Below are 14,888 nucleotides of genomic sequence, written 5' to 3' on the forward strand. Positions count from 1 at the left end.
TTACTTCTCCGCCATCTTCTTTGCGGCCGCCGTGTGAATCGCTGCGCGAATACGAGGATAGGTGCCGCAGCGGCAAAGATTGCCGGACATGACCTGGTCGATTTGTTCGTCGGTCGGCTTGGGGATCAGGTCCAGCAGCGATATCGCCTGCATGATCTGCCCAGTCTGGCAGTAGCCGCATTGCGGCACCTGATGTTCGATCCATGCCTGCACCACCGGATGCTGATCGCGTCCGTCGACACCGTCGAGCGTGACGACCGACCTGCCGGCGAGATCGCCGATCCGCGACTGACAGGAGCGGACCGCCAAGCCATCGATGTGAACCGTGCACGCGCCGCACTGCGCGACGCCGCAGCCATATTTGGCACTTGTGATCCCAAGCTCATCCCTGAGCACCCAAAGCAAAGGCATGTCGGGAGCGACGTCGACCTGGCGCTTTGTTCCGTTGACCGTGAACTCGATCATGTCGAATGATACTCCTCTCGCAGGAATTACGGCCGAAAGCGAAGGCGCCGGCCAGCTTGCGCATGGCAATCATCATCGCGCCCCGGATCAGACCGGTCGTGAGCTCAGCAAAGCTGAGACGTGCAATTTGCCGCAAAGCGGTGCGCCGGTATTGGCAAATCCTGCGGGATCATGAGCAATCCCTGCGCTGGTTCGGATCGCGGCGGCCGGGCTTCGCCTGCAACGAGCCGCAGCACAACTCGCGATATTGTCCCGGCGTCAGGCCGGTAGCCTTGCGAAAGACACGCGTGAAATTGGCTTGCGATCCGAAGCCGAAGTCGAGCGCGATCTGGACCAGCGGTGCGTCGTTGTGTGTCAGCTCATGCCGCGCCGCCTGGACTCGGCGATCGGTGACATAGCGATGCGGCGACAGGCCGGTCGCCTCGCGAAACAGGCGCGAGAAATGGAACGGACTGAGACAGGCCTGGGCGGCAAGCTCGTCGAGCCGGATGTCGGTGCCGAGCGACGCTTCGATGAAGTCGATCACGCGTTGCAGCCGGCGCGGATCGAGCGAAGGCGATCTCTCGGGCGGTTGCCAGCGATCGATCGTGTAGCAGCCGATGAGATGGGCCGCGAGTGCAGTCTGGATGCCCTCGACGAACAGCGCGTCGGTCGGCTGGCGCGGCCGATACAACAAATCACGCAGGGGCGAGCAGATCTGGAAGATCACGTGGTCGGCGAGGCCGTCGGCATAGACGATTTCGACCTTGTCCGGATCGACATCGAAATCGGCGAGCGCGCTGTGATCGAGAAGCGCGGGGGGAAGATAGAGATGCAGGCACTCCATCCGGTCCGACAGTTCGAGACGGCTCTCCTGCGTGCCGACCGGAACGAGATAGGTCATCCCCGGTCGGGCGAGACTGGTCTGTGTTTCGCCATTGCCGGTGCGCGAGACGATACCTCCGCCGGACAGCAGCAGCACGAGTTCGTTGCAGATTGGAACGGGCGTCTCCTGACGACCGGCCTCGAACTTGCGATGCTCGATGCCGAGGTGTTGCCAGTCCTTGGCTTCCGCGAGCTTCTCGCTGTTCCGATATTTCTCGTCCCCATGCGTGGAAAGCGGCATGGTGGCCTCCGCTTGGTCTGGGGTCTACCGACTACGCTGCCGGTCGTCTGCATTGACTTGCCACTTGTTCGCGACAGCGCAGGCAAAGTCCAGCGGGCGCGCGGTTAAAAGAGGTAAATCGCAGCAATCACAGAGGCTTCCTGGAGACCCCATCCCTCTCCGACGATTGTTGAGGCTGCGCCGCAATCAGCAAGATCGGTCCACCATCGCGCAGAAATCGAAAAGATGTCCGCGCTCATCCGCCGTAAGAGAGGCTGAGCTAATCAGCCACGTCCACAGTCGCGATCGGAGGTCATCGTGTCTCTCAATCAGTCCCTTTGCCGCATGCCGGCGCCCCCCGTAATCTGAGGAGCGAGAGCATGTCACTGAAGACGATCCTGCCGGGCAAACTGGGCTTCGGCGCCGCGCCGCTCGGCAACATGTTTCGCGACATTCCCGAAAACGAAGCGCTGGCGACGGTCAGCGCCGCATGGGACAGCGGCATCCGCTATTTCGACACGGCACCGTTCTACGGCGCAGGACTTGCTGAACTGCGCCTTGGCGCAGCACTCGCCGGGCGGCCGCGGGCTGACTATGTGATCAGCACAAAGGTGGGCCGGCTGATCCTCGACGAGATCGAGGACGTGAACGCGCGTGACCTCGGCGAGAAGGGCGGCGTGTTCAAGTATGGACGTCCCAACAGGATCGTCAACGACTACTCCGCCGATGCGACGCTGCGCTCGATCGAGGACAGCCTGGAGCGGCTGAGCCTGGACCGCATCGACGTCGTTTTCGTTCACGACGTTGCGCAGGACTTCTACGGCGACGAGTGGCTTGGCGTATTCGATACCGCGCGCAAGGGCGCGTTCAAGGTGCTCGACCGGCTGCGCGACGAGGGCGTTATCAAGGCCTGGGGCTTGGGCGTGAACCGGGTCGAGCCGATCGAACTGCTGCTCGCGCTCGATGCGCCCCGCCCCAATGGCTGCCTGCTGGCGGGCCGCTACACGCTGCTCGACCATGCCCATGCGTTGCAGCGGCTGATGCCGATGGTCGCCGAGCACGAGCTCGGACTCATCGTCGGCGGCCCCTATAGTTCCGGGGCGCTCGTCGGCGGTCCGAACTTCGAATACGCGCCGGCGCCACCCGAGATCATCGAGAAGGTGGCTCGCATCAAGGCTATCGCCGATCGCCATCGCATCAGCATGAAGGCGGCCGGCCTGCAGTTCGCGCTCGCTAATCCCGCCGTCGCCGCCGTCATTCCCGGAGCAAGCCGCCCCGACCGTATCGCGGCCGATCATGCCGCGCTCGCGGAAGTGGTCCCGGCCGCGTTCTGGAGCGAATTGCGCGCCGCCTGCCTCATCCATCCGGATGCTCCGGTCCCGGAGACGGACTGACGAGCTTCAGAGCTGGGTGCATAGACATGCGGCCGGTCCCCTCTCTGTCTCGGCCGCAACACTGCCTGTTGACCTCAAGGAGATTGCAGATGACCGACGCTATGATCAATGCCGCCGATATCGAACGCCGAACCATGCTTCGCGCCGCCGGTGCTGCTGTGATGTCAGGACTTGCTGCGAGCAGCGTTGCGGGGGTCAGCACCGCCGCCGCGCAGGGTGCGGGCGGTGCAGCGGGTGCGCGCGACGATGCACCGCTGGGCGCACGGCTGCAGGGCATGCAGCATTTCGGACTGACCGTCCAGCACATGGAGCGCGCCTACGAGTTCTACACCCAGGTGCTCGGCGGCACGGAGGTCTTTCGCCACGGCGATTTCCAGGGCGACGGCGTGCAGAACACACTGCTCGCCGATCAGGAGATCGAGGCGAACAGCCGCGGCGTCAATCCGCGGACGATCGGCGTTCCGGACCTGCGCAGCGGCGCCCAGCGGCTCGACGTCCGTTTCATCCAGTTCGACAATATGGTGCTGGAACTGTTGCAATATCGCGAGTCCGACCAGCCGATGGGCAGCGCCGTCAGCTTCGCCGAACCGGTGCAGCATATGAGCCCCGCCTTCCCGCGCATGATGCACATCTGTTTCTACGTGCGTGACGAGGTCGACTTCAACAAGTTCATCGCCGACCTCGAGGCGGAATCCGCCAAGCGCGGGATGACGCAGGTCAGGGCCAACCGCACCGTGCGGGTGCGCACCGAGGCCGAGCGCAAGGCCGCGCCGCGCAGCGCCAACACCAACCGGGTGACCGAGGAGCCGTCGAACGGCTGGGAGCTGATCTATTGCAAGGGACCGGAGGGCGAGCAGCTCGAATTCGTCAAGGCGCTCGGCCCGGTCAAGCAGCGCTTCAGCGAGGCGCTCGCCAAGCGGCAGCAGACCATCACGCGCTGATCCGCCAGACGCGCCGGCAGCCACCTGGCTGCTGGTGCGTCCGACGGCTGATCGGCCCACACCGGCTCATCCCGGCCCCACCTCGCGAAAAGGACATTCCATGCCAGAATACTTGCACACTCAGCTATTCACCGCCCTCTTCGTCGCTGCATCGACGCTGACGGGCTCGGCCGCTTCCGCCCAGCAGACCCCGTCGCCCAGTTATGCAGCCATTCCAGATGGCGCCTATTCCGTGGTCGCGCAGGTCCGGGCAAAGCCGGGCAAGGAGAATGCACTGAGAGCGGCCACCCTGCCCTTGATCGACCTGGTCCGAGCTGACCCGAAGAACCTCGTGTATTTCCTCCAGGAGGATCGTGCGAAGCCCGGACATTTCGTCTTTTACGAGGTGTTTGCCAGCCAAACCGATTTCGACGCCCACAACGCCATGCCTTATGTGAAAGCGTGGTTCGCCAAGCTGCCGGAGCTTGCCGAGGGCGGCGTCGATGTCATGCGGATGACGATTCTCGGCGCGCCGAGGCCATGATCGAATTCGGGGCAAAGGCCGAAACGCAGCAAAGCAAGGCAGCGGCCCTTATTGCTTGAGGTTCCATTGGGCGAAACGGACGTCACGTCGAACCGGCCGACGGCCTCCAAGGGGGCCGCGACTGGCGCATAGCAGGCTCCATTGATAGATAGTCGGACGGAGGCCGCAAGCCTCGATCCAAGGTTCGACGTCAAAGGAGCTCATGCGCCAGAAGGTCGTGTATTCGTTCGGACCGTTCCGGATGTTTCCGGAGCGGCAATTGCTCACGCGTGACGGCGCGACCGTCAAATTGGGCGGGAGAGCTTTCGAACTGCTGCACCTCCTCGTCGAGCGCAGCAACGAACTGGTCTCCAAAGACGAGCTCATGGCCTATGCATGGCCTGGCACCTTCGTCCACGAGAGCAATCTCAAGGTCAACATGCACAGCCTGCGTCGCTCGCTCGGCGACACGCAGGAGCAATCGGCCTATATCGCGACCGTTGCCCGGCGGGGCTATCGTTTTGTGGCGCAGGTGCAGCGAACTGACGCTGCTTCCGCCGAAGTGGCTGCCGCCCCGGTCGCGGCACGCCCGAGCCGGCTGCCGGTGCTGGGGGACATCATCGCCCGTGAGCGCGAGATCGCCCGCCTGATCGAACTGCTCCAGACCCATCCCGAGGTCACAGTGGTCGGACCCGCCGGTGTCGGCAAGACCACCGTAGCGATCTCCGCGGCGCGCAGCTTGGAGGGCCACTATCCCGACGGTGTCTGTTTCGTCGATCTCGCCAGAATCGATGATCCCGCGCTGCTGCCCTCGGCCTTCGTCGCAGCGCTCGGACTCCGCGGCGACATGGGCGATCCGCTCACCGCTGCTGTCGCCCATCTCAAGGACCGGACGATGCTGGTGCTGCTCGACAATTGCGAGCACGTGCTGCCTGCTGTGGCCATTTTCGGGCGCAGCTTTGCGCGTCAGCCGGGGCGATCCAGACTGCTGTCGACAAGCCGCGAGCCGCTGCGCGTCCCAGGCGAGCACATCATGTGGCTCGATCCGCTCGCATTTCCAGCGCATGACCTGTCCACACTCGACGAGCTGCTGAAATTTCCCGCCGTCGAGCTGTTTGCCCGCAGAGCCGTGGAATGGGCCGGCTATCAGATCAGCGAAGCCGATCGTGACGCAGTCGCCCAGATCTGCCGATCGGTGGACGGGCTTCCGCTTGCTATCGAACTGCTGGCGGGCGAGCTCGATGATCATCCTGTGCAGGAGCTGGCCGCGCGGCTGAGCGACTATCTCGGTTTCCATTCCGACGATCCCACCAGAACGCCGGGCCGCCACGACACGCTGCTCGCGGCCATCGATTGGAGCTACGGCTTGCTGTCGCCGCACGAGGTCGAGGTGTTCCGCCTGATCTCGGCGTTCGCCGACGCCTTCGACCTGGAAGACGTGATCGCCATCGCGGCGCCACGAGGCCTGTCCCCCATCGACGTGACCATCGGCCTTGGCGGTCTCGTTCTCAAGTCGTTGCTGACAGCCCAAGTCGAGGGCGCCAATCTCCGCTACCGCCTGCTCGACAGCACGCGGCGGTATGCCGCAAAGCGCCTGCAGGACGCTGGCCTGCAGCCGCAGGCGCGGCGCTGGCATGCCGAGCGCATCACGGCCCTGTTCGCGCAGTCGGAGACCGAATGGGGCTGGCGTGACAGCGATGATTGGACAAAGACCTATCGCGGCCGGCTTGCCGACGTGCAGGCGGCCTTGGCCTGGGCCTTCACGGACGGCGGCGATGCCGCGCTCGGCGTCCGCCTCACCATGTTGACGATCCCACTGTGGTTTGAGACCTCGCTCATCTCGGATACGCAAGCGCGGGTGAAAGTGGCGCTCGACCATGCCGAGGCGCTGCAGATCGACGATCTCACCAAAGCGAAACTCACGATCCCGTATGCCTGGAGCATGATGTATGCGCGCCAGTTTCCGCCGGAGACCGAAGAATGCTGGCTGAAGGCCGTTGCCTATTCGCGCAAGGCCTGCGACCTCCGCTCGGAGCTGCTCGCCCTGCTTGGCCTCTCAGTCTATTTGATGGATGTCGGGCGCATCCACGCGGCGATCGAACGGCTCGAGTATTTTCGCGCGCTTTGCGATGAGCACCAGGATTGGTCGCTTTCGCCCGAGGGCGAGCGGACCTTGGCCTGGGCTCGGGCGCACACGGGAGCCCTGACCGACAGCCTCGCAACACTCGACCGGCTGGCGGCCCAATTCCCGGGCATCGGCCGGGGCTCGCGCATGGCCGGCTTCCAGGTCGACCGCTCGATCGGCATTCGCAACTACACGGTGAGGTTCGCATGGGTGAGCGGACGGCCCGATCACGCGGCCGCGGTCGCCCGCGAGGCGGCGGCGCTGTCCGAGGGACACTTGGCGTCCCAGTCGAACGTACTCGCGCTCGCCTGCTGTCCGGTCTCCCTTCTGAACGGAAATCTCGCGGACCTCGACCTCTACACCCGAAAGCTCGGCGACATTCTCGAGCAGGAAACTATCGGAATCTGGTTGCCGATCCAACGCTTCTACACGGCCATCCTAGCAGACTCCCGCGGCGACCCTGGCGCCACGCGGAGGATCAGGCAGGCGATCGAAGACCTGATTGAGACAAGGTTCGTCATGCGGGTTCCCGCGATGATGGGCGTTGCCGCCGAGCGACATCTGCTTCGCGGCGAGCTCGACGAAGCAATGGATGCGATCGCAGTGGCGCTGCGCTATGAGGCGCAACAGGATGAGCGCTGGTGCCGTTCCGAGCTGATGCGGGTCCAGGCCCTCATTTATCGCGCGTCCGGGCAACCTGATCGCGCCGAACGTCTCCTCCTCGACGCGATCGCCGAGGCCCGCAGCATCGAGGCGCTGTCGTTCGAGCTTCGCGCAGCCACCGAGCTCGCTGTGCACCATCTCGATGCTGGCCACCCACAGAAAGCCATTTCGCTTCTGTCACCGATTTACCATCAATTTCGAGAGGGATTCACGACGCGGGACCTTGTCCGAGCATCATCCCTGGCGCGGCAGGCCGCAGCGATGATATCACAGAGTTAGTCAGCTGCTTGGCTGCGCGAGAGCCGGCGGAGAGTGCTCCCGGCCCCCGCAGGGCGGGAGGTCACCCACAACTGGCCTGCCGCCTCCTCAATGCGCTCACATGGTCTTGGCGAGCGCGAGCAAGCGGAAATCATCGAGCGCCGCGTGGCGATGCGGGGCGACGTCGCGCCGGTAAATCTCGGTTTCGACGATCGAGCGGAAGGTGGCGAAATCGCCATATTCGTTGATCGCCGCTTCGTCCCAGCGTTCGCCTTGCGTGCCGACCAGGCTTGCCAAGACCGGCACGGAAAAGATCCGCACGAGCGGCTTGCCGGCCGCGAGACGCCGGAATGCCGGCCGATAGCGTTCGTTGAAGGCTTCGCGGCCCGAGCAAGGCGTGGCGTCGAAGCCGTCCTCGTATTGCGCATGCGCACGATAGCGCAGCAGGTTGAGCATATAGAACGGCTGGCCCGGGGGAATTGCGCGCTCGGCGGCGTCGAGGGCTTGCGGTGTGATTTCGATGGGGTTCATGGGATCGATCCTCAGCAGCTTTGAGGCGGTGCAGATTGACACCGCGCATCTTCATGTGGCGCATCGGAACGAACTCTTGTAGCGACCGCATGGCCATGACTATGTGGACACCATGTCCACAACGGCGCTGCCTTCCGACGTCTCCGGTCTCCTCGCCCTCGTTCGCGTCGTCGAGGCGGGCTCGTTCGCGGAAGCCGCGCGGCGGGCGGGGACGACCACCTCGGCAATGTCCAAGGCGGTCGCCCGCCTCGAACGCGCTCGCGGCATGCGGCTTCTGCATCGCTCCACCCACTCGCTGGCGTTGACCGAAGAGGGCGAGCGGCTGATGGCGGCCGGACGCGTGCTCGTCGAAAGCCTCGCCCGTGTCCAATCCGCCCTCGGCGAAGCCGCGCGTGATGGCGGACGTGTGCGCGTGACCGCGCCTGCCTCGTTTGCGCGGGCCTGCATTCTCCCGCGACTGCCTGCGTTCCTGCGGGAGCGGCCGGAAATCGAGATCGAAGTGAAATTCCGCAATGAGATTCTCGATCTGGCGGCGGAAGGGGTCGACATCGCGATCCGCTCGGGCCCCCTCGACCGCGTACCTGGCCATACGGCCCGGCGGCTTTGCACCTTCTCCTGGATTGCTTGCGCCTCGCCCGCCTATTTGGACGCACGTGGCACGCCCGCAACTCCCGACGAACTGTCAGCCCATGACCACGTCGGCTTCCGCAATCCCGCGAGCGGCCAGATCCTGACCTGGCGCTTCGCCGACCCGCGCGGAAAAGGACTGGTACGCGTCGCGCCGAAGCCCAAGCACATTTGTGACGACGCGCACGCATCGGTCGCCTTGGTCGCGAACGGGTTCGGCATTGGCTGGGGACCGGCGTGGCTCGTCTCTGAAGGCCTCCGCACTGGCCAACTCGTTGAGGTGCTTGCGCCCTGGCGCGCACCGGCGGAGCCTCTCTGGATGCTGCGCACCTCCAACGGCCGCCCGCCTCTCCGCACGCAGCGCGTCATGTCGTTCCTCGCCACGCTGCCCGCCGCATTCAGCAGCACGGCTCGATGAGGTGTTGGACGTTTCAGCTCATGGCTTATCTCGGAGCGCACCTGCTGACACCATGACACCGAAGCAAAGGCCGTTGCTCCGAATTAGCCGAATGTCTCCCTGACTAACCAGACCTGAGCCCGATGGACTTGATCACGGGAGCCAAACTCTCCGACGTCGCGTCAACAATGCGTTGGAACTGGTCAGGGCTGGAGCGGCTGTCCGGCTCCAGACCTTGGGACCGGTAGGCTGCCTGCAGAGCCGGATCCGCCATGACGGCACGCGTCGACAGCGCGATCCGGTCGACGATCGACTCGGGCGTCAGGATGGGTGCAAACAGACCGAACCACCCCTCGTATCGGAGGTCCGGCATGCCGGACTCGACCGCAGTCGGGATCTCCGGTGCCCCGGGGAGCCGCGTGACGGTACTGACCGCGAGCAGTCGGATCGTGCCGGCCCGGCTCAATTGCTGTAAGTGAAGCGACATGACGGCGATCAGTAGCGGGATCTGACCGGTGACCAGATCGTTCGTTGCCTGGGCTATGCCACGATAGGGAATATGGACGATATCGAGCCCACCTGCCTGGCGCTTGAAGATTTCGCCAACCAGATGATTTCCGGTGCCAATGCCGGGCGTCCCATAGGACAGCTTGCCGGGATTGGCCTTGGCGTGGGCAATCAGGGCTTGCAGATCCTGCGCAGGCACCGACGGATGAATGGCGAAGACCAGTGCGCTCGAGACCAGCCGGTAGATGGCCCGGAAGTCGCCCACAGAATAGGCGGGCCGTTCTGTCAAGGGGATAATGACCTGCGTGCTGCCGTTGCCGAGAAGAAGCGAGTGGCCGTCAGGCTTCTCGCGCGCGACTGCCGCAGCGCCGATTGCTCCACCTGCGCCGCCGATGTTCTCGGCGTATGCCGGGCCAAGCTGCGACGAAATGCCTCCGACCCAGGGACGACCGATCTGATCACCCGCTCCGCCCGCGGCGTAGGGAATGACCAGCCGAATGCGGCGCGTCGGGTAGTCGGCCGCTCTTACGTTAAGCGGGACTTCAGCGAGCGCGCATGCGCCTGCAACGGCACCGATCAGTTGTCGGCGTGAGAGCAAAGGCATGTTCAACGTCCGTGAGTCTCAAGCACAACAAGGGGGCCGCCGAGCGGGATTGGCGCCCTGGCGATCGCATCAGAACGATCAGGTCACTCCTGCGCGCTCCGGTTGCCAACATCAGACTTTTTGCCGAATTCGGCATGCGCTTCAGCCCCTTTGTCGGAACCGCCTTCATCCAGCACGAGGCATTGGAACCAGATTGCCTACCAAGCTGCCCCCGCCGCTCCACCAGTTTACTCCACTCCTCGATCTGGTACAAAAAACCATGCAACTTCCCTGCCGAGGGGACGATGGCGCGTGCCGGAAGATGATCATCAAGACTCGGTCATTTCATTTGGACCATTTCGACTATTCCCCAAGTCCAGGCTCTTGGAGAAGGATGGTGCGCAGCTTCACATCGGCGGGCGCGCCCTCGACATCCTCATCGTTCTAGCCAAGCGGCCCGGCGAGGTCGTCGGCAAACGGGAGCTGGTGAAGAGCATCTGGGCCGACGTGCATGTCGACGAAGGCAGTCTCCGCTTCCATGTCGCCGCTTTGCGCAAGGTGCTTGGCGATGCAGGAAAGTCAGCCCGCTATGTCGTGAACGTCCCCGGACGCGGCTACTGCTTCGCCGCTCCGCTCGCCCATCCGGCATCCTCAGCCGCGCCGGCCCCCGTCCAAGCCGCGGCGCGCGCATCGCTGCCGCCCTCGCTTGCAAGGATGATCGGACGGGACGATGTCATCGACAGGATTTCAAGCGGGCTCTCGCTGCACCGGTTCATCACCGTGGTTGGCCCAGGCGGCATCGGCAAGACCGCCGTCGCGGTCACCGTCGCACATCGCCGCTCCGCTGATTTCGCCGGGCAGGTCTTCTTCATCGACTTCGGACCGCTGCGGGATCCCACACTCGTCGCAACAGCAATCGCCTCCGCAGTGGGGCTTGCCGTCGGCGCGGATGATCCGCTGCCGGCGCTCTTGGCAAATCTGCAGGACAAGCGGACGCTGCTAATCTTCGACAGCTGCGAACACGTTCTGGAGATCCTGGCGCCGCTCGCCGAACGTCTCATCCGCGACGTGCCGCAACTGCACGTCCTTGCAACCAGCCGGGAGTCGTTCCGCAGCGAGGGCGAGCGGATATTTCGGCTCTTCCCGCTCGACTGTCCGCCCAGGCGCGACGATCTCGGCGTTGGGGAGATTCTCGCCTACCCTGCAGCACAATTGTTTGTCGACCGCATCGCCCAGGGCTCCGGGCCACTCGAGCTCAGCAGGGAAGACGCGTCATTGGTGGCCGATATTTGCCGCCGCCTCGACGGCATTGCGCTTGCGATCGAGCTGGCGGCGAGCCGGGTCAACGCATACGGCATTGCCGGCACCGCATCGCTCCTCGACAGCCGGTTCTCATTGCAATGGCGAGGCCGGCGCACGGCGATTCCCAGACACCAGACACTCAGCGCCGCGCTCGACTGGAGCTACGATCTGTTGTCGGCCTCCGAAGGCACTATCCTGCGACGATTGTCCGTGTTCGTTGGATCGTTCACGCCTGAGGCTGCTGCGGCCGTCGCATCCGGTGACGGTCTCAGCCCGTCCGAAACAAGCGAGGCGATCGACAACCTCGTCACCAAATCGCTGATCGTCACGTCCGGCCGGACACTGCGCTATCGCCTGCTGGACATGACGCGAACCTATGCTCACGGAAAGCTCGCGGCGTCGGGAGAAGAACGACATGTTGCGCAGCGCCACGCGGAATATTTTCGCCACCTGCTCACTCGCGCCGAGACCGAGACATCTGCGCCGCTGCACGCGTGGTTGAACACCTACGCCGGCGAGCTGGACAATGTCCGCGCCGCCCTGGACTGGGCTTTCTCCGCCGATGGCAACGCTGCGCTCGGCATTGCTCTGACGGCAGCGACCGTCACGCTATGGGTGCGCCTGTCGTTGTTCGCCGAATGCCGAGAACGGGCCAGGACCGCCCTAGCGGTGCTGGACGACAACGTGGAAGGTGTCGATCGGCTGCGTATGCAACTCCTGGCTGCCCTCGGCTGGTCTCTGATGTACGGCGAGGGCCGCGCGCGCGAAGCTCGACCGATCCTCGAAGCGACGCACGAGCTCGCGGACCGGCTCGACGACAAGGATTTTCGGCTACGGGCGCTGTGGGGATTGTGCATCGACCAGTTCAACAATGGCGAGTTCGGCAAGGCACGCGCGCTCGCCGATCGATTCACCATTATCGCGGCGAGCTCCCCCGACGAGACAGACCTGATGCTGGCCGACCGACTGATGGCGGTCGCCTTGCACTATCTCGGAGACCAGACCGACGCGGCGATTCGCATCGACCGGGTGAACGCATCGCTGCATGTGCTGACCGAGAAACCGAAGATTTTCCCGCTCGATCTTGGAGTCTCAACGCAGTATTTTCGTGCCCGCATCCTGTGGCTGCGGGGCTCGGCCGACCAGGCGCTGGAGCTCGCCGCACGCAACATCGAGGAAGGCCGAGCGAACGGCCACGCGCTGACCTTCTGCAGCGTGCTCGGACAAAGCGCCTGCCTCCTCAACTTCTTCGCGGGCGACTACGACGCCGCAAAACGCCATGGCGTTGAGCTGCTCGGACATGCCGACCGCCACGCGGTCCGCCCCTGGAGTCTCTGGGCTCGCGCCTTCAACGCGATGATCATTGCGAGGAGCGGTGACATCGCGACAGGCTTGCCGCTGTTGCGCGAGGAGCTCGAGCGCGCAGGCGACACCCGTTTCCTGCCGCGCTTTCTTCCCCTGCTCGGCGAGCTGGCGGCTTGCTTTGGCGAGGCCGGCCAAACCGATCGTGGTCTCGCCGCCATCGAGGACGTCCTTAAGCGCTGCGACGAGCGGCAGGAGCGGTGGTACCTGCCGGAGTTGATCCGTATCAAGGGCGAACTCATGCTCAGGGACGCCGAGCAATCGGCGGGCGCCGAGGCGTGCTTTCGCGAGGCCATGGCAATCGCAGCCCAACAGGGGGCCAACTTCTGGCAGCTGAGATGTGCGATCAGCATTGCCCGCATTAAAATGACGCAGAGCCGAAAAGAGGAGGCGGCCGACGTTCTCGAGGCAGTGTGCAAGCAGCTAACGGAGGGGGCGAACACCGCCGACCTGCGCATGGCGCGAGGCCTGATCACGCAGCTTCAACGCGATCGATAAAACCCGGTCGACGCGATCTCGTCGGCTCCACTCGTGGATTCGACCACCAACGGATCCAGCGTACCTGCGCGATGCCCTAGCCTCCCGCAGCCGCTTGCGCGCGCCGCGGCAGCTTCCAGGCCGGACGGATGAAATGGCAGGTGTAGCCATCTGGATAACGTTCAAGATAATCCTGATGCTCGGGCTCGGCCTCCCAAAACTCGCTGGCGGGCGCGACTTCGGTCACCACCTTGCCGGGCCAAAGCTGCGAGGCCTCGACGTCGGCGATCGTGTCTTCGGCAATCCGCTTCTGCTCGTCGGTTGTGTAGAAGATAGCAGAGCGATAGCTCGTACCCCGATCGTTGCCTTGACGATCGAGCGTTGTCGGATCGTGAATCTGGAAGAAGAATTCCAGCATCGTCCGGTAGCTGGTCTGCGCGGCATCGAAGATGATCTCGATCGCCTCGGCATGCCCTTCGTGGTTACGGTAGGTCGCGTTCTTGACCTGACCACCGGTGTAGCCGACCCGGGTCGAGATCACGCCCGGCTGCTTGCGGATGAGATCCTGCATGCCCCAAAAGCACCCTCCGGCAAGGACCGCTCGCTCTGTCGTCATGCGACGTGCTCCAATTTCAGCGACCATAGCACGTTTTCAACCGCTGTAACCAGCGTCGCGCACTCGCTCCCCTGCTGACGAATGTCGTGATCACATCGATGGCTCGTGGCACAATATCCAGAATGGCTCGCGAGCCGCGATCTGGCCCGTGCGAAGCATTTTCCCGGCGTCATGGATCGAGGCATCATTAGACGCCGTTCGCTCCGCCTCGTCCTCTTGCACTTCCTAACATTTTCTAACACGCCAAGCCGGCTATGCCCCGCCATGGTGGGTCGGCTTTCAGGTGGAAACGATCAGGCATGGCTCTTCTCGACGAAGTGATTGACGCGAATGGCGGCATTGCACACTGGGAGAGCCTGAGCCGGTTCACGCTGCATCTTTCCATCGGCGGAACGCTGTTCTCGGGCGCGGGACATGCCCGCGAATTCAAAGACGTCATCGCAGAGGGGTCAACGCGGACACAGTCGGTCCGCTTCACCGGAATCATGGGCGGAGAACTGTCGGGGTCGCTTCAGCCGGACGCGATCACCATCGAAAGCGTCGACGGCGAGATCTTGCGGACCTGGAGCAACCCGGGCCTTCCCTTCGACGCCGGCCCACAGATCCTCTCAGACGAACTGCATCTGATTTTCTTCTGCGGCGTCACAATCTGGAACTATCTGACCACGCCATTTCTCCTCGCGCATCCCGATGTGGTCGTGGAAGAACTGCCGTCGTGGAAGGAAGGCGCCGAAATGTGGCGGCGCCTGCGAGCACACTTGCCGCCGACACTTGTCACCTTTGCAGGCGAGCAGATCTTTTACTTTGACGAGAACGCCTTGCAACGCAGGACCGACCACGATCTTCTTGGCTTGAAGGTCGCGCATCACTCCTGGGCCCATGAGAGCTTCGGCGGCATCCTGGTGCCAACCCTTCGCCGCTCGCAGACGAGTCAGCCTGATGGAACCGTCAACGCCAAGCCTGTTCTGATGGACGTCGAGATCTTCGACGCCTCTTTCGAATAGGAGCCGCGAGAAACAAATGTGCTACTGAGGCTGCTTCATGTCGGTCCGCC

12 protein-coding genes are annotated in these 14,888 nt (G+C 63.9%); 7 read left to right on the forward strand and 5 right to left on the reverse strand.

Going from position 1 to position 14,888, the window contains the following annotated elements; genetic code table 11:
* Both HL671_RS31140 and HL671_RS31145 read right to left on the reverse strand, forming a co-directional pair.
* Window positions 1–465, reverse strand: coding sequence for a (2Fe-2S)-binding protein (locus HL671_RS31140; protein WP_172241724.1), 465 nt, complete (start codon window positions 463–465; stop codon window positions 1–3).
* A 169-nt stretch (window positions 466–634) separates the two neighbouring features.
* A complete protein-coding gene (locus tag HL671_RS31145; protein ID WP_172241727.1) occupies window positions 635–1,570 on the reverse strand; it encodes a helix-turn-helix domain-containing protein in 936 nt (311 codons plus the stop codon).
* Between the two features lie 359 nt (window positions 1,571–1,929).
* On the opposite strand from HL671_RS31145, the gene HL671_RS31150 reads away from it, so the two are divergent.
* The 4 genes from HL671_RS31150 (at window position 1,930) to HL671_RS31165 (ending at window position 7,453) form a co-directional block, all read left to right on the forward strand.
* Complete coding sequence (locus HL671_RS31150; protein WP_172241730.1) at window positions 1,930–2,943, forward strand: aldo/keto reductase; 1,014 nt, start codon at window positions 1,930–1,932, stop codon at window positions 2,941–2,943.
* A gap of 89 nt (window positions 2,944–3,032) precedes the next feature.
* On the forward strand, window positions 3,033–3,884 hold the full coding sequence (locus HL671_RS31155; RefSeq protein WP_172241733.1) for a VOC family protein: 852 nt from the start codon (window positions 3,033–3,035) through the stop codon (window positions 3,882–3,884).
* Window positions 3,885–3,984: 100 nt separating this feature from the next.
* Window positions 3,985–4,407, forward strand: a complete 423-nt coding sequence (locus tag HL671_RS31160; protein ID WP_172241736.1) for a putative quinol monooxygenase — start codon at window positions 3,985–3,987, stop codon at window positions 4,405–4,407.
* 202 nt (window positions 4,408–4,609) lie between these two features.
* Complete coding sequence (locus tag HL671_RS31165; protein ID WP_172241739.1) at window positions 4,610–7,453, forward strand: ATP-binding protein; 2,844 nt, start codon at window positions 4,610–4,612, stop codon at window positions 7,451–7,453.
* 96 nt (window positions 7,454–7,549) lie between these two features.
* Here HL671_RS31165 and HL671_RS31170 read toward each other — a convergent pair whose 3' ends face one another.
* Window positions 7,550–7,963, reverse strand: coding sequence for a hypothetical protein (locus tag HL671_RS31170; protein ID WP_172241742.1), 414 nt, complete (start codon window positions 7,961–7,963; stop codon window positions 7,550–7,552).
* A gap of 112 nt (window positions 7,964–8,075) precedes the next feature.
* Between HL671_RS31170 and HL671_RS31175 the strand changes: the two genes are divergently transcribed.
* A complete protein-coding gene (locus tag HL671_RS31175; RefSeq protein ID WP_172241745.1) occupies window positions 8,076–9,008 on the forward strand; it encodes a LysR family transcriptional regulator in 933 nt (310 codons plus the stop codon).
* 103 nt (window positions 9,009–9,111) lie between these two features.
* Here HL671_RS31175 and HL671_RS31180 read toward each other — a convergent pair whose 3' ends face one another.
* Window positions 9,112–10,098, reverse strand: coding sequence for a Bug family tripartite tricarboxylate transporter substrate binding protein (locus HL671_RS31180; protein WP_172241748.1), 987 nt, complete (start codon window positions 10,096–10,098; stop codon window positions 9,112–9,114).
* A gap of 291 nt (window positions 10,099–10,389) precedes the next feature.
* Between HL671_RS31180 and HL671_RS31185 the strand changes: the two genes are divergently transcribed.
* Entirely contained in the window at window positions 10,390–13,239 is a 2,850-nt protein-coding gene (locus tag HL671_RS31185; RefSeq protein WP_172241751.1) for an ATP-binding protein, read from the forward strand.
* 76 nt (window positions 13,240–13,315) lie between these two features.
* Here the strand turns inward: HL671_RS31185 and msrA are convergent, their stop codons facing one another.
* Window positions 13,316–13,834, reverse strand: a complete 519-nt coding sequence (msrA, locus tag HL671_RS31190; RefSeq protein WP_172241905.1) for a peptide-methionine (S)-S-oxide reductase MsrA — start codon at window positions 13,832–13,834, stop codon at window positions 13,316–13,318.
* A gap of 299 nt (window positions 13,835–14,133) precedes the next feature.
* On the opposite strand from msrA, the gene HL671_RS31195 reads away from it, so the two are divergent.
* Entirely contained in the window at window positions 14,134–14,838 is a 705-nt protein-coding gene (locus HL671_RS31195) for a hypothetical protein (RefSeq protein ID WP_172241754.1), read from the forward strand.
* Window positions 14,839–14,888 lie beyond the last annotated feature (50 nt).

The sequence above is a fragment of the Bradyrhizobium denitrificans genome (genome assembly GCF_013179005.1).
GTDB classification, from domain to species: Bacteria; Pseudomonadota; Alphaproteobacteria; order Rhizobiales; family Xanthobacteraceae; genus Bradyrhizobium; species Bradyrhizobium denitrificans.